Source organism: Nonomuraea sp. NPDC050540, assembly GCF_044457485.1.
Taxonomy (GTDB): domain Bacteria; phylum Actinomycetota; class Actinomycetes; order Streptosporangiales; family Streptosporangiaceae; genus Nonomuraea.
Window position 1 is genome coordinate 250,129 of record NZ_JBITHA010000011.1, and the last position, 21,133, is coordinate 271,261.

Genomic DNA, 21,133 nt, shown 5'->3' on the forward strand with positions numbered 1-21,133 from the left:
GACTGACAGCCTAATGCCAGTCTCTCCAGGCTCCTTACCGGATCAAGGGAAATTTTTTGGGGCTATCCCGCCTGCCCCGGCTCGCGCAGGTCTTTGACCACCCGCGTTCCCGCCAGCCGGTCATGGGGACCGCGCAGCTGGGGACGGTCGATGAGGATGAGCATCCCCACGCCGAAGGCGATCACCGCGGCCCCCAGATCGAGCACCGGAATGCCCATCAACATGGTCGGCCCCGGATACAGCAGCGAGCGTTTCAGCAGCCCATGGGAGGTGACAACGGCGCCGTCCGCCTGAACCACGCGAATCCGCATGATCGCCTGCCCGAAGGTGCGGCCGCCCGCGGAATGCGACACCCAGTCGTAGAGCGTATAGACAAGGCCCGCGCCGAACCAGGCGATGACCTCGGGCCAGCGGCCCTCGAAGACCTCCAGCAGCCCTACAGACCGGAAGAGTGTCCACAGCCCGATGAACAGAATGTAATAGAACACGCCGAAGACCAGGGCCTCAATGAGGCGCGCGACCAGCCGCTCCCACCATTCGGCGGTCACTGCGCGTTGGGCGGGCGCGGCCATAGCCTCAACCTCTCGACGGCCTTTAGGTCGGCTGTCCCCTCATTCTGGTACGGCACGGCGCCACATGAAACAGGGGCCACCGGGCGGTGACCCCTGAATCCATGACACGACCACTACTTGATCTTGACCACCACGGTACGCGCGACCTTGTCGGCGAACGTCTGCTGCAGCGGCTTGTCCCACAGCTGCGAGGCGCCGTTCAGCGCGACGAAGATGTAGCCGAGCCAGCCGAGGAACGGGATGCCCGAGATCAGGTACCCGCCCCACGTCACGCCGGCCCGCTTTATCGCGACGTCGGTGGACAGCCCGCCGGGCGGCATGGCGCCGCCGACCGGGACGATCTTGATGCCCATGACGATCTTGCCGACCGTCTGCCCGTTCATCTTGGTCATGATCAGCTCGTAGGCGATGTAGACCGCCCCGACCAGCACACCCGAGATGAGGCCGACGAGCACCGGGCCGAAGAAGCCCGAGCTGGAACCGTCGAGCGAGCTGTACGTCGCCAGGAAGATGCCGGCCATGATCAGAGTGATCACCCAGTAGACGATGCCGAAGAGCACACCGTCGATGATTCGGGCGACCAGACGCTGCCACCACTCGGCCAGCGGCGCGGGCGCGCCGGGCGGCTGGACGCCCACCGGCTGACCGTAGGCCTGGCCGTAGCCGGGCTGGAAGCCCTGCTGGCCGTAGCCCTGCTGCGGCTGCTGCTGACCATAACCAGGCTGCTGGCCGTAACCCGGCTGGGCGTACTGCTGCCCGGACGGGGCCTGCTGGCCGTAGCCGGGCTGCTGCTGACCGTAGCCAGGTTGCGAGCCGGGCTGCTGACCGTACTGAGGCTGCTGGCCGTAGCCGGGCTGCTGCTGACCGTAACCCGGCTGGGAGCCGGGCTGCTGGCCGTAACCGGGCTGCTGGCCGTACTCGGGCTGCTGCTGGCCGTAGCCGGGCTGCGACTGGGCCTGCTGGCCGTAACCGGGCTGCTGGCCATAGCCAGGCTGCTGCTGGCCGTAACCGGGCTGGGAGCCCGGCTGCTGGCCGTACTCGGGCTGCTGCTGGGCCTGCTGGCCGTAACCAGGCTGCTGGCCGTAACCCGGCTGCGAGCCGGGCTGCTGGCCGTACTGAGGCTGCTGCTGACCGTATCCCTGCTGCTGGCCGTACTGGGGCTGCTGACCGTAACCCGGCTGGGAGCCGGACTGCTGTCCGTATCCCTGCTGGCCGTAGGGGTCGCCGTCTTGGCGGTAACCCACGACGGTCACGTCCGGGTCGGGCTCGCCCTGTGCGTGGCCCGCGTTGTGCTGTCCGTATTCGGGAGTCCCGGAGTTGTCGCCGGGGTCGTCCTGTGGATACGGCGGCTGTCCGGTGCTCACCGTGTCACCTCGCTTCGAGTGTGCATGTGGCACATGTCAGGACACATGCCTTCGCTGCCCAACGTATCGACATAGGTATCTACAATCACCTTTCCCTTTGGTCGAGGTCCGAGTCAAACGACGGCAGGTGGAGCAGCATCCTGGTGTTGCCCAGGGTGTTGGGCTTGACGTGCTCCAAGTCGAGGAACTCGGCTACGCCCTCGTCATAGGAGGCGAGCAGCTCGGCATAGACCTCGGGAGATACCGGCGTGCCCTGGATCGGGCGGAACCCATGCGCGGCGAAGAAATCCACCGCGAATGTCAGGCAGAACACCCGCCCCAGCCCGAGTTCGCGGGCCGTTCCGATCAAAGCGGTAACGATTTGGCCCCCGACCCCGAGACCGCGGGCGTCGGGGTCGACGGCCACGGTGCGAATCTCGGCGAGGTCCTCCCACAACACGTGCAGAGCACCGCATCCGACGACCTGCCCGCCACGCTCAGCCACCCAGAACTCCTGGACGTCCTCGTAAAGAGTGACCGTGGCTTTTTCCAGCAGGCGCGGCCCGGCTCCGGCATAGGTGTCGACCAGGCGCCTGATCGTCCGGACGTCCGGCGTGCGAGCTCGCCGCACGACGACCTCGATGTCGGGTACCGCCCGTTCGGCGACCTGTTCCATGGCACTTCAGAGTACAGACGCAATTACGGCTGCCCCCTATTTGCCCACCTACTTCCTCAACCATCTCATCCAGTGGACGAGCATGCCCGACAACAGCCGTCTCCCCCTCAACCACCAGGCGAATAGCCGGTGACGAGCAATGATTCCCCCGGTGACGCCGAACCTCACGTACGTCCCATGCACCCGCAAAGCGCACATAAAGTCGCTCCAGTACGGCGGAGCACGTGATCCCCCCGTGACGCTTCGGTTGTGAAACCTCAACAGACTTGGCAGTTCTGGTTGAGCACGAACCTGGAGTGCACTAGTGTCCAGCGTCGATGTCACCCGCGTCCTTACGCGCGGCGGCACGCCTAATCCCCTCCCCTGGGGAGCCGGGGACCCGCCAGTGGCCGCAGGCCATCCGGGGTGAATCCGAGCCACGGCTCGGTAGGGCTGCTCCGGCCCGAACCCGTCAGCTAACCCGGTAGGCGGCCACGAGAGGAGCTGGTTGGTGAAGCGCACGCGTAACCGTGAAGGGAAGCCCGCGGGCAAGCATGCCCGCCCTCCCGAACCAGGCATCAAGAAGCGGCTGGTCGTCCTGACGGCGGCCGTAGCCGCGGTGACGTTCACCGTCACGCCTCTCGGTTCCGCAGCCGCCGACCCGAAGCCGTCGCTCAAGCAGCTGTCGGAGCAGGCCGAGAAGCTCCATACGGAGATCGAGACGCTCAGCGAGCAGTTCAACGGCCAGCGCGTGAAGCTCAGGGACGCCCAGAAGGCCGTCGACGCCGCCAAGAAGACGCTGGCCTCCAGTGAGGCCGATCTCGCCACCAAGCGCCAGCGGGCGGGCTTGCTCGCGCAGAGCGAGTACATGATGGGCGGCTTCAGCCGCGCCCTCGCCTTCGCCGCCTCCGACGACCCCGAGCTCTTCCTCGACCGCGCCGCGACCAGTTACGCGCTGGAGCAGCAGCAGGGCGAGGAGGTCAACCAGGTCACCCGCGCCAGGGAACTGGCCGAGAAGGCCCAGTCCGAGGCGAAGACCCGCATCGACAAGGTCACCGAGATCGTCGAGGACCTGGACGCGCGGCGCGACAAGATCGGCAAGCTGGTCAAGAAGGTCGAGAGCGACCTGTTCCAGCGGGCCATCGGCGAGGCCGGGCGGCCGGGCACCCGCGCGGTGCGGGTCAGCCTGCCGATCGCCGGCGCCGGCAAGGCGGCCGAGGCGGCCAGGTGGGCGCTGACCCAGCAGCTCAAGCCGTACGTGTGGGGCGCGGAGGGTCCCAGCTCCTACGACTGCTCCGGCCTGGTCATGGCGGCCTACCAGCGGGTCGGCATCTCGCTGCCGCACTACACCGGCGACCAGTGGACGGCCGGCACCCGCATCTCGCGCGAGGAGCTGCGCCCCGGTGACCTGGTGTTCTTCTACAGCGACCTGCACCACGTCGGCATCTACGTCGGCGGCGGCATGATGGTGCACGCGCCGCAGACCGGCGACGTCGTGCGCCTGGCGTCGATCTCCCGCCGCCCGTGGGCGGGCGCGGTCCGCATCGCGAACTGACCCCGCCGAAGAGACGGAACCAGGACCCCATGCCAGCCAAAACCGACCCCGCCGGTCGAACCGGCGGGGTCGGGTCTCAGCCCTGCTAGATCAGCTGGCGGCGTGCCGCCCAGGCCACCGCCTCGATGGCGGTGGCCACACCGATCCTGTCGCATATCCCTCGCAAACGGCGGCGTACCGTGCGTCCGCTGATCTCCAGCCGGCGCCCTACCCGATCGACCGTGACTCCCTTGGCCAGCTCGGCGAGCAAGGCTAAATCGGCGTGGCTCAGCTCAACGCCCTCGGTGAGCACATCCATCGGGAGCCCTCCCCCCAACAGCAGAACTCGCAGACGTATCGGACCGCGCAACGCGCTCGTCTCGCAGACGGTAAACGCATTCAGGAAAGGTCGTCAAGCTCGACAATTGCCCAGCTTGACCAGCTGTATTGACATGATCAAACCTATGTGAACTACTCGCCATATGTCGTCACACTTCGGGGCACGATGAGCGATCTCACTGATCCTTACAACGCCCCTCGGTCACCGACACTGACCCCCGCCGACGTGCTGGGATTCGATCCGTTCGATCCCGGGTTCCGGCGTGACCCGTACGGAAAGTATCGGGAGCTTCGCGAGCGTGGCGATTTATTTCATACCCGCGGCGGTTTGGTGGTAGCCACATCACACGAGCACGTCTCGGCGATGCTGCGCGACCCCCGCTTCGGCCACGGACACGTCCCGCCGGGCACCGATGACCCTGACCGGCCGCAGGTGTCCTTCCTGCGTCTCGACCCGCCCGACCACACGCGGCTGCGGGCTCTGGTCAGCCGGGCGTTCACGCCCCGCATGCTCGAACGGCTGCGCCCCAGAATCGAGGCGATCACCGCGGAGCTGCTCGGCGCCATGGGCGAGGAGGCCGACCTGGTCGCCGAGTTCGCCTATCCGCTGCCGGTCCTGGTGATCACCGAGATGCTCGGCGTGCCGCCCGAGGACTACGAGCGCTTCCGCGGCTGGAGCGAGACGCTGGCCCGCAGCCTCGACCCGATGCTGCCCTCCGGCCAGGCGGACACCACCGAGCGGGCCGGTCTGGAGTTCCGCGCGTACTTCCGCGAACTGCTGGCCGAGCGGCGCATACGCCCCGGCGAGGACCTGCTCAGCGCCCTGACCCAGGTCCAGGAGCTCACCGAGGCCGAACTCCTGGCCACCTGCGTCCTGCTGCTGGTCGCCGGGCACGAGACGACCGTCAACCTGATCGCCAACGGTGTGCTCAACCTGGCCAGGCACGGCATGCTCCACCGCGCGGCGGACGATCCCCAGCCGGTGGTCGAGGAGGTGCTGCGCTACGACCCGCCGGTGCAGCTCACCGCCAGGACGGCGCTGCGGGAGGCGGAGCTGGGCGGCACCGCGGTGCCCGCGGGCACGCCGGTGATGGCGCTGGTCGGGGCGGCCAACCGCGACCCGGCCGTCTTCCCCGACCCGGACCGCTTCGATCCGGGACGCTTTGATCCGGGACGCTTTGATCCGGGACGGGCGCCGGAGCGGCATCTGGCCTTCGGGCTCGGGATCCACTTCTGCCTCGGGGCCACGCTGGCGCGCATGGAGGGCGAGATCGCGCTGCGGGCGCTGGCCGAGGCGGCGCCGGAGCTGAAGCTGGTCGAGGAGGCGCCGCCGTACAAGGAGAACGTGGTTTTGAGGGGGTTGGCCCGGCTTCAGGTGCGGTTGTCGTAGAGGGTCCTGGCGGCCTGGACGTCCTCGATGTGCGCCTCGGCCCATTCCTTGATCGCGGCCACGATCGGCAGGAGCGTGCGGCCCAGATCGGTGAGCTCGTAGTCGACGCGCACGGGGACCGACGGGGTGAGCGTGCGCGAGACCAAGCCGTCGCGCTCCAGGCTGCGCAGCGTCTGGGTGAGCATCTTCTGGCTGACACCGGCGATGGTCCTGGCCAGGTCGCTGTAGCGCTGGGAGCCGCCGGCGAGCGCGGTGAGGATGAGGCTCACCCACTTGTCGCTGAGCGTGCTGAGGAGCTGGCGCGAGGGGCACTTGGCGATGTACGCGTCGTAGGCCAGGCGGGCTGCCGCGCGCCTGTCCGCGGCCGACTGGGTGGGCACGGCATTCCTCCGGGTTGCTTACGCACCTTCAGGTGCCTTCTTTCCAAAAGAGAGTAAGCCTTCCTACCGTGGCCGCATGACAACGATGCGAGCGCTGGTCGGGCACGAGGGTGAAGTGGAGATCGTCATGGTCCCGGTGCCGCAGGCGGGACCCGGGCAGGTACGGGTGAAGGTGGCCGCGGCCGCCGTGCAGCCGGTCGACCTGTTCACCGCCTCGGGGACGCTGCCCGGCTACAAGCTGACCGACCCCATGGAGCGGTATGGGCTCGGATGGGACGTGGCCGGAGTGGTCGACCAGGTGGGGCCGGGGGTCGGCGGACTGACGGCCGGGCAGGCGGTGTTCGGGCTGTCCGACCGGCTGATGCCGCCGTACAAGGCGCAGGCCGAGTACGTGCTGCTCGACGTCTCCGAGGTCGCCGCCGCGCCCGGGGGGCTGACCCCGGAGCAGGCCGCCACGCTGCCGCTGAACACGCTGACCGCCATCCAGGCCCTCGACCTGGCCGATCTGACTCCCGGGCAGACGCTCCTCGTGACCGGGGCCGCCGGCGCGCTGGGCGGCTACCTGGTGGAGATCGCCGCCGCGCGCGGGCTGCGGGTCGCGGGACTGGCCGGTGCCGGCGACGAGAAGCTGGTGCGCGGCTTCGGGGCGGAGTGGTTCATACCTCGGGACGCGGATCTGGCCGCGTCCGTGCGCGCCCTGGTGCCCGGCGGGGTGGACGGCGTGGTCGACGCCGCGATCGTGGGGCTCACCGCGCTGGACTCGGTGCGCGCCGGGGGCGCGTACGTGGCGGTGGCCGCCGGGACGGCGCCGATCCCGCTGCGCGGAATCCAGGTCTCCACCGTGTACGTACGCGCCGACGCCGGCCAGCTGGCCCAGGTGGCCCGCTGGGCGGAGGCGGGCCGGCTGACGGTGCGCCTGGCCGGCACCCACCCCCTGGAGAAGGCGGCGGAGGCCTACGCCCGGCTGTCGGCAGGAGGGCAGCGCGGGCGGGTCGTCCTCACCCCGTGAAGGGTCAGCTGGTGGGCTTGACCAGCGGGAACAGGATGGTCTCGCGGATGTTCCTGCCGGTGAAGGCCATGATCATCCGGTCGATGCCGACGCCCACGCCGCCGGTGGGCGGCATGGCGTACTCCAGGGCCTGAAGGAAGTCCTCGTCCAGCTGCATCGCCTCAAGGTCGCCGCCGGCGGCCAGCAGCGACTGCTCGACCAGGCGGCGGCGCTGCTCGATCGGGTCGTTCAGCTCGGAGTAGGCGGTGCCCAGCTCGGTGCCGAACCCGATGAGGTCCCACTTCTCGGTGACCAGCGGGTTGTCGCGGTGGTTGCGGGCCAGCGGCGAGGTCTCCAGCGGGTAGTCCATGACGAAGGTGGGCTGGATGAGCGTGTGCTCGACCAGCTCTTCGAAGATCTCCTGGACGAGCTTGCCCTGGCCCCACTTCGGGTCCCAGTGAATGTCCCGCTTGTCGGCATATTTCCGGACCTGCTCAAGCGAGGTCTCGGTCGTGATCTCCTCGCCGAGCGCGTCGGAGACCGAGCCGTAGAGCGTGATGCGCGGCCACTCCTTGATGCCCAGGTCGACCTCGACGCCGTCGTGCTCCACCACGGACGTGCCCAGCGCCGCCACGACGCACTTCTGGTACATGCGCTGGGTCAGGTCGGCCATGTCGTTGTAGTCGAGGTAGGTGCCGTAGGCCTCGAGCATGGTGAACTCGGGGTTGTGCGTGGAGTCCGCGCCCTCGTTGCGGAAGTTGCGGTTGATCTCGAAGACCTTCTCGATGCCGCCGACCACCAGCCGCTTGAGGTAGAGCTCGATCGCGATGCGAAGGTAGAGCTCCATGTTGTAGGCGTTGATGTGGGTCTTGAACGGCCGCGCCGTCGCCCCGCCGTGGATGGGCTGGAGCATCGGGGTCTCGACCTCGAGGTAGCCCTCCTCGTGCCAGAAGTCGCGCGCGGCGCGGACGGTGGCGCTGCGCAGGTGGGCCATCCTGCGGGCCTCGTCGTTGACGATCAGGTCGACGTAGCGCTGGCGGACGCGGGCCTCGGGGTCGGTGAGGCCGAGGTGCTTCTCGGGCAGCGGGCGCAGGCACTTGGCGGTGATCTGCCAGGAGTCGGCCAGGATCGACAGCTCGCCGCGGCGCGAGGTGATGACCTCGCCCTCGACGCCGACGTGGTCACCGAGGTCGACGTCGCTCTTCCAGGCGGCCAGCGACTCCTCGCCGACCCTGTCGAGCGAGACCATGACCTGCAGGTCGCCGGAGCCGTCGCGCAGGGTGGCGAAGCACAGCTTGCCGCCGACCCGGTTGAGCATGACCCGGCCGGCGATCGCGACCCTGTCTCCCGTGGCGGTGTCCGGCTCCAGGCCCTGGTATTTCTCCCTGACCTCGGCGTTCGTCGCCGTGCGGGGGAAGTTGACCGGGAAGGGCTCGACGCCCTCACTGCGGAGGCGGTCGAGCTTCTCCCTCCGGATGCGCATCTGCTCGGGAAGTTCGTCGCTCACAAGAACAAAGGGTAGGGGATATGGCGAACTGCAAGGGCTCGTCGGCTCCCTGCAGGGGCGCTGCAAGAACTCTCCGTTACCAATGGAGCACAGCACCTCCGGGTTCCAGGAGAGAGACCATGATAAAGAAGATCGCGATCGGCGCCCTCGCCGTTGCCGCCACCTCCGCCCTCGCCCTCAGCCTGCCGACCGCCGCCTCCGCCAGCACGTCGAGCTACGACTACAGCTCGTACTGGGGACCCGTCTACTCCAAGCACTACCAGGCCAAGTCACACGGCTGGGTCGGCGTCGAGTGGGACGAGCACCAGGAGTCCAACACCGTCTCCGTGACGGGCCGGCTCTACGACCTCGACTCCCGCACCTACAAGCAGGGTGGCAAGTGCGCGTACGTGAAGTTCCAGGCCAGCGACTTCGACTACGACTGGTCCACGGTCTACACGAAGAAGTACTGCGGCTACCCCGGCTACAAGAAGTACGCGTTCTCCGAGGAGGACGTCTTCAGCCTGCGCGTCAAGGTCTGCCAGATCGGCCCGCACAGCAGCCACCCGACCAAGTGCGGCTCGTGGAAGTACCTGTACACGGCCGAGTCCGAGTAACGACGCCCGCAAGCCGCGAGCGGCCCCCCATTCCCGAGCGGGGGGCCGCTCGCTCACGTCGTGTTGCGGTTGTAGATGAGCCGCAGGCCGATCAGGGTCAGCCAGGGCTCGTGCACGTCGATCGAGCGCGACTCCCCCACCACCAGCGCGGCGTGCCCGCCGGTGGCCACCACGGTCACCTCGTCCGGGTCGTCGGCCAGCTCCGCCACCATCCGCTCGACGATGCCGTCGACCTGGCCGGCGAAGCCGTAGATGATGCCGGCCTGCAGCGCCTCGACGGTGTTCTTGCCGATGACCGAGCGCGGCCTGATCAGTTCGACCTTGTGGAGCTGGGCGCCGGCCGCGGCGAGCGCGTCGACGGAGATCTCGATGCCGGGCGCGGTGACCGCACCCACGTACTCACCCTTGGCCGAGACCGCGTCGAAGGACGTGGCGGTGCCGAAGTCGACGATGACGCACGGCCCGCCGTACTGGTCGATGGCGGCCAGGGCGTTGACCACCCGGTCGCTGCCGACCTCCTTGGGGTTGTCCATGCGGACCGGCACGCCGGTGCGGATGCCGGGCTCCACGATCACCGCGGTCACGTCGCCGTAGTAGCGGCGGCACATCTCCCGCATCTCGTTCAGCACGGACGGCACGGTCGAGCAGATCGCGATGCCGCTGACGTCGGCTCCCTTGAGCAGCGGTGACTGGCCGAGCAGCCCCTGGAGCACGACGGCGATCTCGTCGGCGGTGCGGCGGGCGTCGGTGGCCAGCCGCCAGTGCTCGATCACCTCTTCGCCTTCGAAGAGACCGAGCACGGTGTGCGTGTTGCCGACGTCGATCGTGAGCAGCATCAATTACCCCCGTAGATCCAGTGCGATGTCCAGGGCCGGCGCGGAATGCGTAAGCGCTCCCACCGCAAGATAGTCAACGCCAGTTTCAGCCACATCACGGGCCATTTCCAAGGTCAGTCCTCCACTGGCCTCCAACTTCGCCTGATTTTTCGTGATTTGTACGGCGAGCGTCATCTCCTCGACGGTGAAGTTGTCCAGCAGGACCACCGCGGCCCCCTCGGCCAGCACCTCCCGCAGCTGCTCCAGCGTGTCGACCTCGACCTCGACCGGCAGATCCGGGTACCGCTCCCTGACCGCCTTGAACGCCGCCCCGACTCCCCCGGCCGCGACCACGTGATTGTCCTTGATCAGCGCCGCGTCCGACAGCGACATGCGGTGGTTGACCCCGCCTCCGGCCCGCACCGCGTACTTCTCCAGCGCCCGCAGCCCCGGCAGCGTCTTACGGCTGTCGCGCACCCGCGCCCCGGTGCCCTCAAGCGCCGCGACCCAGGCGCCGGTCCGCGTCGCGATGCCCGACAGGTGCGTGAGCAGGTTGAGCGCGGTCCGCTCGGCCGTGAGCAGGGCCCGCGTGGGCCCCTCGACCGTCATCAGCACCTCTCCCGCCGCGACCCGCTGCCCGTCCTCCACCAGCCTCGTCGTACGGCTGGCCCCCAGCCGCGCGAAGACCGCCTCGGCCACGGCCAGCCCCGCGACCACACCGTCCTCGCGGGCCACCACGTCCCCGGCCGACCGGTGCCCGGCCGGGACCGTGGCCAGGCTGGTCACGTCACCGGCCTCCTGAAGGTCCTCGGCCAGCGCCCGGTCGATCACGTCCTGGATCTCGGGCGCGCCGGTGTCCAGCGCGAGCCCGTGCGGCGTGTAAGTCATCTGCAAGCCTTCCTCGGTCAGTCGCACGTCCAGATGTCCCAGCCAGCGCTCGTCGTCGCGCTCGCCGAAGTCCTCGCGCCAGTGCGAGCCCCTGGTCTCCTCGCGGGCCACCGCGGTGGCGGTCAGCACGGTCGCCACCGTCAGCAGGTTCGTCGTCTCCCACGCCTCGGTGCACGGCAGCACCCGCACCGGCGTCCAGCGGGCGTCGCCGAGCGCCTTCGCGGTCAGGGCCAGCGACTCGCGGCCGCGCAGCACGCCCGCTCCCCTGCTCATGTGGGCCTGGATCCTGGGGCGGACGCGCGGGTCGAACAGGCCTTCCTGTGCCTGGGGGTCCGTGGGCGCCGGCCGTACCGTGGGCTGGATGTCCTGGGCGATGCGCTCGGCGAAGACGAGCCCCTCCAGCAGCGAGTTGGAGGCCAGGCGGTTGGCGCCGTGCACGCCGGTGCAGGCGACCTCGCCGCAGGCGTACAGGCCGGGGATGGAGGTGCGGCCGTGCAGGTCGGTGCGGACGCCGCCGCTGGCGTAGTGCGCGGCGGGCACGACCGGGATCAGCTCCTTGGCCGGGTCGATGCCGTGCTCCAGGCAGAGCGCGCGGATCGTGGGGAAGCGGGTGCGCCACTTGTCCTCGCCGAAGTGGCGGCCGTCGAGGTAGACCTGCCCGGCCCTGCGCATGATCGCCTTGGCGACCACGTCGCGGGGGGCGAGGTCGGCGAGCTCGTGCACGTCCTCCATGAAGCGCGTGCCGTGCTCGTCCACGAGGAACGCGCCCTCGCCCCTGACCGCCTCGGAGATCAGCGGCTGCTGGCCGGTGGCGTCCTCGCCGAGCCAGAGCACGGTCGGGTGGAACTGGACGAATTCCAGGTCGCGCACCACCGCCCCGGCGCGCAGCGCGAGCGCCACTCCGTCTCCGGTGGAGACCAGCGGGTTGGTGGTCGACTGGTAGACCTGTCCCATTCCGCCGGTGGCCAGCACGACGGCGCCCGCGCGTACCGCGCCCACGCCGTCGCTCGCGCCTTCGCCCATGACGTGCAGCGTCACCCCGGCGGCCCGCCCGGCGCCGTCCTTGAGCAGGTCGAGCACGAGCGCGTGCTCGATGACCTCGATCCCGCGCTCGCGCAGCGCCACGACGAGCGCGCGCTGCACCTCGGCGCCGGTCGCGTCGCCGCCCGCGTGGACGATCCGGTCGCGCCGGTGCCCGCCCTCGCGGCCGAGCTGCAGCTCTCCGCCGTCGGTCAGGTCGAACCTGGCTCCGCGCGCGATCAGCCGACGCAGCGCCTGCGGCCCCTCGGTCACAAGAGCGCGTACGGCCCGCCGATCGCACAGCCCGACCCCGGCGATCAGCGTGTCGTTCAGGTGTTCCTCGGGGCTGTCGCCGGGGTCGAGCACCGCCGCGATCCCGCCCTGCGCGAACCGGGTCGAACCCTCCCCGAGCACGTCCTTGGTGACGACGAGCACCTTGGCCTCGGGCCGTAGCTCGGCATGGCGCAACGCCACGGTCAGCCCGGCCACTCCCGAGCCCACCACGACCACGTCGGCCTCGCGGGTCCAGCCGGGCTCCGGCGCGCTGAGCCGCAGGGGGATCGCCGGTCCACTCATGGGGGTCTCCTCATCGAGGGAATTTCGTCAATATGACGATAACCCCTCCCGACAAGTGACCCGTCGCCGGGGTGGGACCTTTTCAGGACAGGCGCAGGACGGCGTTGTCGATGAGCCGCGTGCCGCCGACCTTCGCCGCGACGGCGAGGACCGCCTCACCCGTGTACGACTCGCCGACCTCGGCGAACGTGGCCGGGTCGACCAGCACGAGGTAGTCGAGGGCCAGATCGGCCCCGTCGAGCACGGCCCGCGCCGCCGCCTTGATGCGCGCCGGCGTGGCCTCCACGGACTCGGCCGCGCCGGCGAACAGCGCCCGCGACAGCGCGAGCGCGGTCCGCCTCTCGCCGGGCGACAGGTAGCGGTTGCGGCTGGACATCGCCAGGCCGTCGGGCTCGCGCACGGTGGGGATGCCGGCGATCTCGATCGGCAGGTCCAGGTCGGACACCATGCGCCGGATCATCGCCAGTTGCTGTGCGTCCTTCTGGCCGAAGACGGCCACGTCGGGCTGCACCAGGTTGAACAACTTGAGCACGACGGTCAGCACGCCGTCGAAGTGCCCGGGTCGTACCGCGCCCTCGACGATCGTGCCCATGTGCCCGGAGGAGACGCTCACCTGCCGGTCGGGCTGGTACATCTCCTCTGCCGCCGGGGCGAAGACCGCGCGCACACCCTCCGCGCGGCAGACGTCGAGGTCGGCCTCCAGGGTGCGCGGGTAACGGGAGAAGTCCTCGGAAGGGCCGAACTGCAGGGGATTGACGAAGACGCTCACGACCACCTGGGGGGCCAGGGCCCTGGCCTCGCGGATGAGCGCTCGATGCCCCTCGTGCAGCGCCCCCATGGTCGGAACCAGGGCGACCCTGCCCTCTCCCCGAGTCTTGACCAGGTCAGCGCGATTGCGCGCGACGATCAACTCCACGCCACAGCCTCCTATGCCACGATCAGGGCCATCCGGTCCCTGTCAGGTCCATATGTTGCCGCCCAGCGCGTCAAGCAACCTCTCCGCCTCCTCGGGTTTGAGCAGACCCGCCGCGAGCGCGCGGTCGGCCGTGAGCCGGGCCAGGGCGATGTAGGCGTCGGCCGCCTCGGGCGCGGCCAGGATGAGGGCGTCCACGTGCTTGCGCACCGTGCCGGCGTCACCGCGCACGACCGGCCCGGTCAGCCCGGCGATGCCCAGCCTGAGCACGTTGTCGAGCGCGGCGCCGAGCAGCGGGCCGAGCATGCGGCCGGGATGCTCGACGCCGATGCCCTCCAGGAGTTCCGAGGACTCCGCGATCAGCGTCACCATGTGATTGGCCGCCCCGGCGAGCGCGGCGTGGTAGAGCGCGCGGTCGGCGTCGGCGATCCAGACCGGCTCGCCGCCCATCTCGATGACCAGCGCCTCGGCGATCGGCCGCAGCGGGTCGGGCGCGGTGACGCCGTAGGAGATGCCGGTCAGCCGGTTGATGTCGTCGTCACGGCCGGTGAACGTCATCACCGGGTGGAGCGCCAGCGGGAGCGCTCCAGCTCGCGCCGCCGGGTCGAGCACGGACAGCCCGTAGGCGCCGCTGGCGTGGACGACCAGCTTGCCGCGCAGGTCGGCGCCGGTGGCGGCCAGGCCGCCGACCAGACCGGGCAGGGCGTCGTCGGGCACCGTGAGCAGGATCAGCTCGCCGGCCGCGACCACGTCCTCGGGCCTGGAGGTGGCGACGCCGAGCCGCTCCGCCGCCCAGCGCTGGGAACTGTCGGAGACCCCGCTGGCGGCCACGATGCGATGGCCGGCCTGGGCCAGCGCGGCACCGAGCGCCGAGCCCACTTTGCCCGCTCCGACCACGCCGACGGCCAGCCGTGCCGGGCGATCACCTGCGTCCATGTCGTCCTGTCCCTGTCGCGCTGTTGACACTGCCGACCAGCGTAACTGGAGCCTTGCCATGCACAGGTGACCGGGCTTTTACCGCATGTTGCGTTAACGACAAATCCGACAAGGGCATACAAAACGTGCACCCCCTGTCGGGAGAGATGAGGAGAGGGGATTTTCATCGCATGGCAGCGGGCGCCGAGCCCATAGTGGACCCGACGCCCGCAATGACGATGTGCTACCCCCTTGGGAGTGCACCATCGACCGGCCATCCGCCGACTGGCCGGCCGAAAAGGGCTCGGGCCGGGTTGCCATAACCGGTCCGAGCCCTCCGTCCGTCTACCTGGTGTGCGCGCCACCCTTGCAGCCGGCGACAGCCTGGCCGAGCACGGCCACGGCGTTGCCGCAGATGTTGATCGGGATCCGGACCGGGGCGAACACCTGGTTGCCGGAGAGCACGCCGTTGTTACCGGAGGTGACGAGGTCGGCCTGGGCTGGGGTGGCCAGGGCCAGCATGGCGAAGGCGCCGGCCGCGACGAAGGTCTTCTTGAGCATTTGGGGGGCTCCTCTCGGTGACGCGGCCCCGGGTGGCCGCTTCAGCTACCTACTCGGCCGACCGGTGCGACCGGACCGAGCCCGCTGGGGGGCGGGCCGGGACGATCGTCGGTGACCATGAGTAACGATAGCGCAATCTCGCCACAATATGTAGTCATGGCATCACTGTGCGTGTCGGCTCTCGGTCATGAGATAGTCCAGGAATGTGGCTCACCTGGCGTGCCGCGATGGAGCGCGCACTCTATGGCGACAGGGGTTTCTACCTGCGCGAACGCCCTTCCGGCCACTTCCGCACCTCGGTCAGCGCCGGGGCCGCGTTCGCCGACGCGGCGCTCACGCTCCTTCTCCGGGTCGACGCCGAGCTCGGCCACCCGGAGCGACTCGACTTCGTCGACGTCGGCGCCGGGGAGGGGGTCCTGGTCAGCCGCGTGCTGGCGGCCGCACCGTCCGAGCTGGCCGTACGCCTGAACGTCACCGCCGTCGACCTCTCCGCCAGGCCGTCTCACCTGCCCGAGCGCATCGCCTGGTCGCAGACCATTCCCGGCGGCATCACCGGCCTGGCGATCGCCAACGAGTGGCTCGACAACATCCCGCTCGACGTGGCCGAGCACACCGCAGACGGTCCTCGCCTGGTCATGGTCGACACCGAGACCGGCGAGGAACGCCTCGGCGAGCCGCCCCACCCCGCCGACGAGGAGTGGCTCGCCCGCTGGTGGCCCCTGTCGTGCGTCGGCGCCCGCGCGGAGATCGGCCGCGCCCGTGACGCCGCGTGGGCGGCGGTCATCGTACGGCTGGCCCGCGGCCTGGCCGTGGCAGTCGACTATTCACACCCTGTGGATAACCGCCCGCCCTGTGGAACGCTCACCGGATACCGCGACGGTTCGGTCGTCCCGCCCATACCAGACGGGACCTGCGACATCACCGCACACGTGGCACTTGACTCCTGCGCCGCGGCCGGCGAGCGAGCCGGCGCGATATCCACAACGTTGTCCACACAGCGCGACACGCTGCGCACCCTCGGCATCACCGCCGCCCGCCCGCCCCTCGACCTGGCCCACACCGACCCCCGCGGATATCTGCGGGCGCTGGCGCGCGCCTCCGAGGAGGGCGAGCTGATCGACCCCCGCGGCCTGGGCGGCTTCGGCTGGCTCCAGCAGCAGGCGTGATCACTCCCCTAGATGATCACTCTCCGCCATGAGACGATTACTCTCATGGATCTGCCCAGGGGACTGCTCCGCGCGGCTCCCGCCTCATGGAACCTCGCCGTCACCCACGAACCCTCCCTCACCGTGCTGGCCGGCTCACCCGAGCACGTCCGGGAGGCGGTCCGCTACGCCGCCGCCCACGATCTACGGGTCCGCGTGCAGAACACCGGCCACGGCGCGCTCCGCGCGGCCGGCGCCGGCGACCTGCTCATCGTCACCTCCGAGCTGACCGGCGTCGAGATCAACCCGGCCGACGGCACCGCCACCGTCGGCGCCGGCGCCACGTGGAAGGACGTCATCGCCGCCGCCCACCCCCACGGTCTGGTGCCGCTGACCGGATCCAGCACCCACGTCGGCGTCGTCGGCAACAGCCTCGGCGGCGGGCTCGGCTTCCTGTCCCGCCAGTACGGCCTGGCCTGCGACGCCATCACCGCCGCCCAGATCGTCACCGGCGACGGGAACCTGCGCTGGCTCGACGACTCCGGCGAGCCGGACCTCATGTGGGCGCTGCGCGGCGGCGGACCGAACCTGGGCGCGGTCACCGCGCTGCGGATCAAGCTCCTCCGCGAGCCGAGCCTCTATGGCGGCGGCCTGTTCTGGCCGGTCGAGCTGACCCGGCAGGTGCTCACCGCCTACCGCGAGTGGACCGCGGACCTGCCGGTCTCGGTCACCTCGGCCGCCGGGACGATCCACCTGCCGGACGCGCCCTTCGTGCCCGAGCCGATGCGCGGGCGCTCCTTCGCGCGCGTGTGCCTGTGCGCCACCGGCCCCGGCGCCGAGGACCTGGTCGCGCCGATGCGGGCGGTGCCCGGCCTGGCCGTGGACATGGCCGGGCCGCTGCCGTTCACCGAGATCGACGCGGTGACCCGGGATCCGGTCGACCCGCTGCCCTACACGACGCGGGGCGAGATGGTGACGGAGCTGTCCGACGCGGTGATCGACTACCTGGTGGAGGTGGCGCCGCGCGGAACAGAGCCCTACGTCTTCATCCTGGTCAGGCACGTGGCCGGGCTCCCGCACGCCGACGACGCCGGGCTTGGCTACTGGCAGGGCGACTTCGGCCTCGCGGCCGTCAGCATGATTCCGGACGAGCGGGCCGCGGCCGAGGTGGCGGCTTTCGGCGATCGGTTCTCGGCCGCGCTGGCGGGCAGCGCGACCGGGTTCGTGCCGCTCAACTTCATGGGCGCGCCGGAGCAGGTGGTGCGGGCCTTCACGCCCGAGCACCTGCGGCGGCTGGCGGAGGTCAAACAGCGGCACGACCCGGCCGGGATGTTCGGCGGCGACCGGTTGATCAGCCCGTCGTGACCTCCGGCGACCCAGAGGGCCGGGCGATCACCCCGTCGTGACTTCGAGCGACTCCAGGCCGCGGATGACGTAGCCGGGCTTCCACACCGGCTCGCGCACCAGCTCCAGCTTCGGCGCCTTCTCCAGCAGGGCGCCGAAGGACTCCATGAGCTCGATCCTGGCCAGAGGCGCGCCCAGGCAGAAGTGGATGCCGGCGCCGAAGGAGATGTGCGGGTTGTCGGCCCGGCCCACGTCCAGGCGGTCGGGGTCGGGGAAGACCTCAGGATCGCGGTTGGCGGAGCCGAACAGCAGCGCCACCTCCACGCCCTTCGGGATCGCCACGCCCTCCACCTCGATGTCCTCCAGAACCCAGCGCTCGAACATCTGCAGCGGCGTGTCCCAGCGCATCAGCTCCTCGATCGCCGTCGGGAGCAGGGAGTGGTCGGCGCGCAGCCGTTCCAGCTCGGCCGGGTTCCTGAACAGCGACCACCAGCCGTTGCCGGTGACGTTCACGGTGGCCTCGTGGCCGGCGTTGAGCAGCAGGACGCAGGTGCCGACCAGCTCATCCTCGGTCAGCTCCTCGATCTGGGCCAGCGCGCTGACGAGGTCCTCGCCGGGCTGCCGCCCGCGCTCACGGGCCAGGTCCTTCAGATAGCCGGCGAACTCCGCCGCCGCGCGGACCGCCGTGTGCTGGGCCTGCGGCGACGGGTTCAGCTCGTACATGCCGCAGATGTCGGCCGACCAGGGACGCAGCAGGTGCCGGTCGGCGTCGGGGATGCCGAGCATCTCGGCGATCACCGTCACCGGCAGCGGCTCGGCCACCTCGGCGAGCAGGTCGCCGCCGCCCTTGGCCACGAAGGCGTCCACCAGCCCACCCGCGATCGCCCGTACGCGCGGCCGTAGCGACTCGACCATCCTCGGCGTGAACGCCTTGGAGACCAGGCGGCGCAACCGCGTGTGGACGGGCGGCTCCACGTCGAGCATGCCCGCGTTGACCACCCGCCAGAACGGCTCCTGGAAGTCCGGCGGCGCCTCCTGCCCGAATTCCTCGTGCGCGGCGACGTGCAGGTAGGAACGGCCGAGCCGGCGATCACGCAGCAGCGCGTTGACGTCGGCGTGCCGCGAGACCAGGTACTGGCCGGTCAGCTCGAAGAAGCTGACCGGCTCAGCCCGCCTCAGCTCGGCGTAGACGTCATAAGGATGGGCCACGAAATCCGGATTCCACGGGTCAAAGCGCACCGCTTCATCCTACGAGCTGCCGTCCTGGGCGTTCTCCTGCTCGGACCGCTTGGCCTGCCTGCTGCGCATCCTGATGTTGAGCAGTTCGACGATGACCGAGAAGGCCATCGCGAAGTAGATGTAGCCCTTGGAGATGTGCTGGCCGAAGCCCTCCGCGAGGAGCACCACGCCGATCAGCACCAGGAAGGACAGGGCCAGCATCTTGATGCTCGGGTGCTTGTCCACGAAGCGGCTGATGGGGCCGGAGGCGAACAGCATGACCAGCACCGACACGATCACCGCCGCGACCATGACGCCCAGCTCGTTCACCATGCCGACCGCGGTGATGACCGAGTCGAGCGAGAAGACGATGTCGAGGATCATGATCTGGATGATCACCGAGGCGAACGAGGCGGCCTTGCGCGGCTTGCCGTCGTCGCCCTTCAGCTCCATGCTGTGGCCGATCTCGGTGACGCTCTTGGCCAGCAGGAACAGGCCACCGAGGATGAGGATCAGGTCACGGCCGGATATGTCATGACCGAAGACGGCGAACAAGGGCTCGGTCAGCCTGACCACCCACGACAGGGCGAGCAGCAGGAGCAGACGGCTGATGAGCGCGGCGGCCAGTCCGAGCACCCGGGCCCGGTCGCGCTGGTGCTCAGGGAGTTTCCCGGCGAGGATCGAGATGAAGATGATGTTGTCGATTCCCAGGACGATCTCCAGGGCGACCAGGGTGAAGAACCCGATCCAGATCTCCGGGTTGCTTACCCAGTCCCACATCTCCGCACCTCCGTTGTCGGGAACTATCTCCCGGTACCAACGACCTAACCCCCGCAGAAGTTCACGATCCTCCTTAGTAGTTCGGATATGTCGCTGGCCTGGGATGATCCACCCTGCTGAGGTGGTCAACGACGGGCCGCAGCGTTAAGGGGTTGCTATTTATGGCCGGGTGTCGCTTATAGTGCTGCGTGTAGGTCATGAGTGCCAGCGACAAGCCCCGGCTAGCTGGCCGGCAACCCTCGCGTCCGCGGCGGGGTGCCCCGGGTGAGGACCTGGTCCGTCACGAGGTGTGGCGGGCAAGCGCGGGCTCCGTGGCGATTCCAGGGGGTCCCGACGACCCCAGGAGACTTGCCGTGTCCACGCTGACCATCTTCAGCTCCGTCCCCACCCAGACCCAGTCGCAGCAGCCCCGGCACGGCGAGGCCCGTGCCGTCCCGGCCGTGCTCGGCGCCGACCTGGAGGTCCCGGTCAAGGGCGGCAAGCTGGTCGGTTACGCCAACCTCGACTACGCCGCCAGCGCCCCCTGTCTGGAGCCGGTCAGCGCCGCCGTCACCGCCGCGCTCCCGGCCTACTCCAGCGTGCACCGCGGCGCCGGCTACGCCTCCCAGCTCACCACCGCCCGCTACGAGCAGGCCCGCCACACCGTCCGCGCCTTCGCCGGCGCCCGCCCCGACGACGCGGTCATCTTCACCCGCAACACCACCGACGCCACGAACCTGCTGGCCGGCGTCCTGCCCGCGGGCACCACCACCGTGGTCTTCGACAGCGAGCACCACGCCTCGCTGCTCCCCTGGAACAAGACGGTACGGCTGGCGCCGCCCGCCTTCCCCGGCGAGGCCGTCCGCCAGGCCGACGAGGCCCTCGCCGCCGTTTCCGGCCCCAAGCTGCTCGTCGTCACCGCCGCCTCCAACGTCACCGGCGAGCTGTGGCCCATCGCCGCCCTCGCGCACATCGCCCACCGGCACGGCGCCCGCATCCTGGTCGACGCCGCCCAGCTCGTCCCGCACCGCCAGCTCAACCTGACCGCCCTGGACCTGGACTACGTCGTCTTCTCCGGCCACAAGCTGTACGCGCCGTTCGGCGCCGGTGTGCTGATCGGGCGCCGTGACTGGCTGGCGAGCGGCGAGCCGTACCTCAAGGGCGGCGGCGCGGTGAAGTCGGTCGGGGCGGACGGGGAGTCCACCGAGTGGCACGACGACCCCGAGCCCCGGCACGAGGCCGGCACCCCGAACGTGATCGGCGCGATCGCGCTGGCCGCGGCGTGCGACGCGCTGAGCGCGACCGGCTGGGCACCGCTGGTCATCGAGGAGGAGAGGCTGATCGCGCGGCTGCGTGACGGCCTGGCCTCGATCGAGGGCGTGCGGGAGCTGTCGCTGTGGGGTCCCGACCACCCGCGTGTGGGCATCGTCTCCTTCATCGTGGACGGTTACAGCGCGCGCGAGGTCGCCGAGGCGCTGTCCGGCGAGTACGGGATCGGCGTGCGCGACGGCAAGTTCTGCGCGCACCCCTTCGTGCGGCATCTGCTGGGTACCGCCGACGGCGGCTGTGAGGACGGGACGGCTTCCGCGGTGCGCGCCTCGATCGGCATCGGCACCACCGACGAGCACGTCGACCGGCTCATCACCGCGCTGCGGGACCTCGCCGCCCGTTAGGC

At 69.9% G+C, this 21,133-nt stretch carries 20 protein-coding genes and 2 riboswitches; of the genes, 7 read left to right on the forward strand and 13 right to left on the reverse strand.

What is annotated here, in order from left to right:
* Positions 1-62: 62 nt before the first annotated feature.
* The 3 genes from ACIBI5_RS33705 to ACIBI5_RS33715 form a co-directional block, all read right to left on the reverse strand.
* Positions 63-572 (reverse strand): RDD family protein, encoded by a 510-nt coding sequence (locus tag ACIBI5_RS33705; protein ID WP_397252758.1) that lies wholly within the window; start codon positions 570-572, stop codon positions 63-65.
* 113 nt (positions 573-685) lie between these two features.
* On the reverse strand, positions 686-1,936 hold the full coding sequence (locus tag ACIBI5_RS33710; protein ID WP_397252759.1) for an RDD family protein: 1,251 nt from the start codon (positions 1,934-1,936) through the stop codon (positions 686-688).
* Between the two features lie 85 nt (positions 1,937-2,021).
* Positions 2,022-2,591: an amino-acid N-acetyltransferase gene (locus tag ACIBI5_RS33715; RefSeq protein ID WP_397252760.1), complete on the reverse strand. Its 570-nt coding sequence runs from the start codon at positions 2,589-2,591 to the stop codon at positions 2,022-2,024.
* 337 nt (positions 2,592-2,928) lie between these two features.
* Positions 2,929-3,076: riboswitch (cyclic di-AMP (ydaO/yuaA leader) on the forward strand.
* 5 nt (positions 3,077-3,081) lie between these two features.
* Here ACIBI5_RS33715 and ACIBI5_RS33720 point away from each other — a divergent pair.
* On the forward strand, positions 3,082-4,125 hold the full coding sequence (locus tag ACIBI5_RS33720; RefSeq protein WP_397252761.1) for an NlpC/P60 family protein: 1,044 nt from the start codon (positions 3,082-3,084) through the stop codon (positions 4,123-4,125).
* Positions 4,126-4,210: 85 nt separating this feature from the next.
* Here ACIBI5_RS33720 and ACIBI5_RS33725 read toward each other — a convergent pair whose 3' ends face one another.
* Positions 4,211-4,423 carry a LuxR C-terminal-related transcriptional regulator gene (locus ACIBI5_RS33725; protein ID WP_157251897.1) on the reverse strand — a complete coding sequence of 71 codons (213 nt, stop codon included), beginning with the start codon at positions 4,421-4,423 and terminating at the stop codon, positions 4,211-4,213.
* Between the two features lie 351 nt (positions 4,424-4,774).
* Here ACIBI5_RS33725 and ACIBI5_RS33730 point away from each other — a divergent pair, with 351 nt between their 5' ends.
* On the forward strand, positions 4,775-5,833 hold the full coding sequence (locus ACIBI5_RS33730; protein WP_397252762.1) for a cytochrome P450: 1,059 nt from the start codon (positions 4,775-4,777) through the stop codon (positions 5,831-5,833).
* On the opposite strand, the gene ACIBI5_RS33735 is transcribed toward ACIBI5_RS33730, so the two are convergent.
* Entirely contained in the window at positions 5,815-6,213 is a 399-nt protein-coding gene (locus ACIBI5_RS33735; protein WP_397252763.1) for a winged helix-turn-helix transcriptional regulator, read from the reverse strand. The two genes, ACIBI5_RS33730 and ACIBI5_RS33735, sit on opposite strands and share 19 nt — an antisense overlap.
* Before the next feature lie 76 nt (positions 6,214-6,289).
* Between ACIBI5_RS33735 and ACIBI5_RS33740 the strand changes: the two genes are divergently transcribed.
* Positions 6,290-7,222 carry an NADP-dependent oxidoreductase gene (locus tag ACIBI5_RS33740; protein ID WP_397252764.1) on the forward strand — a complete coding sequence of 311 codons (933 nt, stop codon included), beginning with the start codon at positions 6,290-6,292 and terminating at the stop codon, positions 7,220-7,222.
* Positions 7,223-7,226: 4 nt separating this feature from the next.
* On the opposite strand, the gene lysX is transcribed toward ACIBI5_RS33740, so the two are convergent.
* A complete protein-coding gene (gene lysX, locus ACIBI5_RS33745) occupies positions 7,227-8,708 on the reverse strand; it encodes a bifunctional lysylphosphatidylglycerol synthetase/lysine--tRNA ligase LysX (RefSeq protein WP_397252765.1) in 1,482 nt (493 codons plus the stop codon).
* Positions 8,709-8,827: 119 nt separating this feature from the next.
* Between lysX and ACIBI5_RS33750 the strand changes: the two genes are divergently transcribed.
* Positions 8,828-9,304 carry a hypothetical protein gene (locus ACIBI5_RS33750; protein ID WP_379638440.1) on the forward strand — a complete coding sequence of 159 codons (477 nt, stop codon included), beginning with the start codon at positions 8,828-8,830 and terminating at the stop codon, positions 9,302-9,304.
* Between the two features lie 53 nt (positions 9,305-9,357).
* Here the strand turns inward: ACIBI5_RS33750 and ACIBI5_RS33755 are convergent, their stop codons facing one another.
* The 5 genes from ACIBI5_RS33755 to ACIBI5_RS33775 form a co-directional block, all read right to left on the reverse strand.
* Complete coding sequence (locus ACIBI5_RS33755) at positions 9,358-10,140, reverse strand: type III pantothenate kinase (RefSeq protein ID WP_379611943.1); 783 nt, start codon at positions 10,138-10,140, stop codon at positions 9,358-9,360.
* Between the two features lie 3 nt (positions 10,141-10,143).
* A complete protein-coding gene (locus ACIBI5_RS33760; RefSeq protein ID WP_397252766.1) occupies positions 10,144-12,603 on the reverse strand; it encodes an L-aspartate oxidase in 2,460 nt (819 codons plus the stop codon).
* Positions 12,604-12,685: 82 nt separating this feature from the next.
* Positions 12,686-13,519, reverse strand: coding sequence for a pantoate--beta-alanine ligase (gene panC / locus ACIBI5_RS33765; RefSeq protein ID WP_397252767.1), 834 nt, complete (start codon positions 13,517-13,519; stop codon positions 12,686-12,688).
* A gap of 42 nt (positions 13,520-13,561) precedes the next feature.
* Complete coding sequence (locus tag ACIBI5_RS33770; RefSeq protein ID WP_379611947.1) at positions 13,562-14,452, reverse strand: Rossmann-like and DUF2520 domain-containing protein; 891 nt, start codon at positions 14,450-14,452, stop codon at positions 13,562-13,564.
* A gap of 324 nt (positions 14,453-14,776) precedes the next feature.
* Complete coding sequence (locus ACIBI5_RS33775; RefSeq protein WP_379611949.1) at positions 14,777-14,992, reverse strand: chaplin; 216 nt, start codon at positions 14,990-14,992, stop codon at positions 14,777-14,779.
* Positions 14,993-15,219: 227 nt separating this feature from the next.
* On the opposite strand from ACIBI5_RS33775, the gene ACIBI5_RS33780 reads away from it, so the two are divergent.
* Together ACIBI5_RS33780 and ACIBI5_RS33785 are read left to right on the forward strand one after the other, a co-directional pair.
* Positions 15,220-16,158 carry an SAM-dependent methyltransferase gene (locus ACIBI5_RS33780; RefSeq protein ID WP_397252768.1) on the forward strand — a complete coding sequence of 313 codons (939 nt, stop codon included), beginning with the start codon at positions 15,220-15,222 and terminating at the stop codon, positions 16,156-16,158.
* A 45-nt stretch (positions 16,159-16,203) separates the two neighbouring features.
* Positions 16,204-17,502, forward strand: coding sequence for an FAD-binding oxidoreductase (locus ACIBI5_RS33785; RefSeq protein WP_397252769.1), 1,299 nt, complete (start codon positions 16,204-16,206; stop codon positions 17,500-17,502).
* 27 nt (positions 17,503-17,529) lie between these two features.
* On the opposite strand, the gene ACIBI5_RS33790 is transcribed toward ACIBI5_RS33785, so the two are convergent.
* Entirely contained in the window at positions 17,530-18,720 is a 1,191-nt protein-coding gene (locus ACIBI5_RS33790) for a cytochrome P450 (RefSeq protein WP_397252770.1), read from the reverse strand.
* Between the two features lie 9 nt (positions 18,721-18,729).
* Entirely contained in the window at positions 18,730-19,479 is a 750-nt protein-coding gene (locus tag ACIBI5_RS33795; protein ID WP_397252771.1) for a TerC family protein, read from the reverse strand.
* Positions 19,480-19,672: 193 nt separating this feature from the next.
* Positions 19,673-19,788: riboswitch (SAM riboswitch) on the forward strand.
* Positions 19,789-19,832: 44 nt separating this feature from the next.
* On the opposite strand from ACIBI5_RS33795, the gene ACIBI5_RS33800 reads away from it, so the two are divergent.
* Positions 19,833-21,131, forward strand: coding sequence for an aminotransferase class V-fold PLP-dependent enzyme (locus ACIBI5_RS33800; protein WP_397252772.1), 1,299 nt, complete (start codon positions 19,833-19,835; stop codon positions 21,129-21,131).
* Positions 21,132-21,133: the final 2 nt, after the last annotated feature.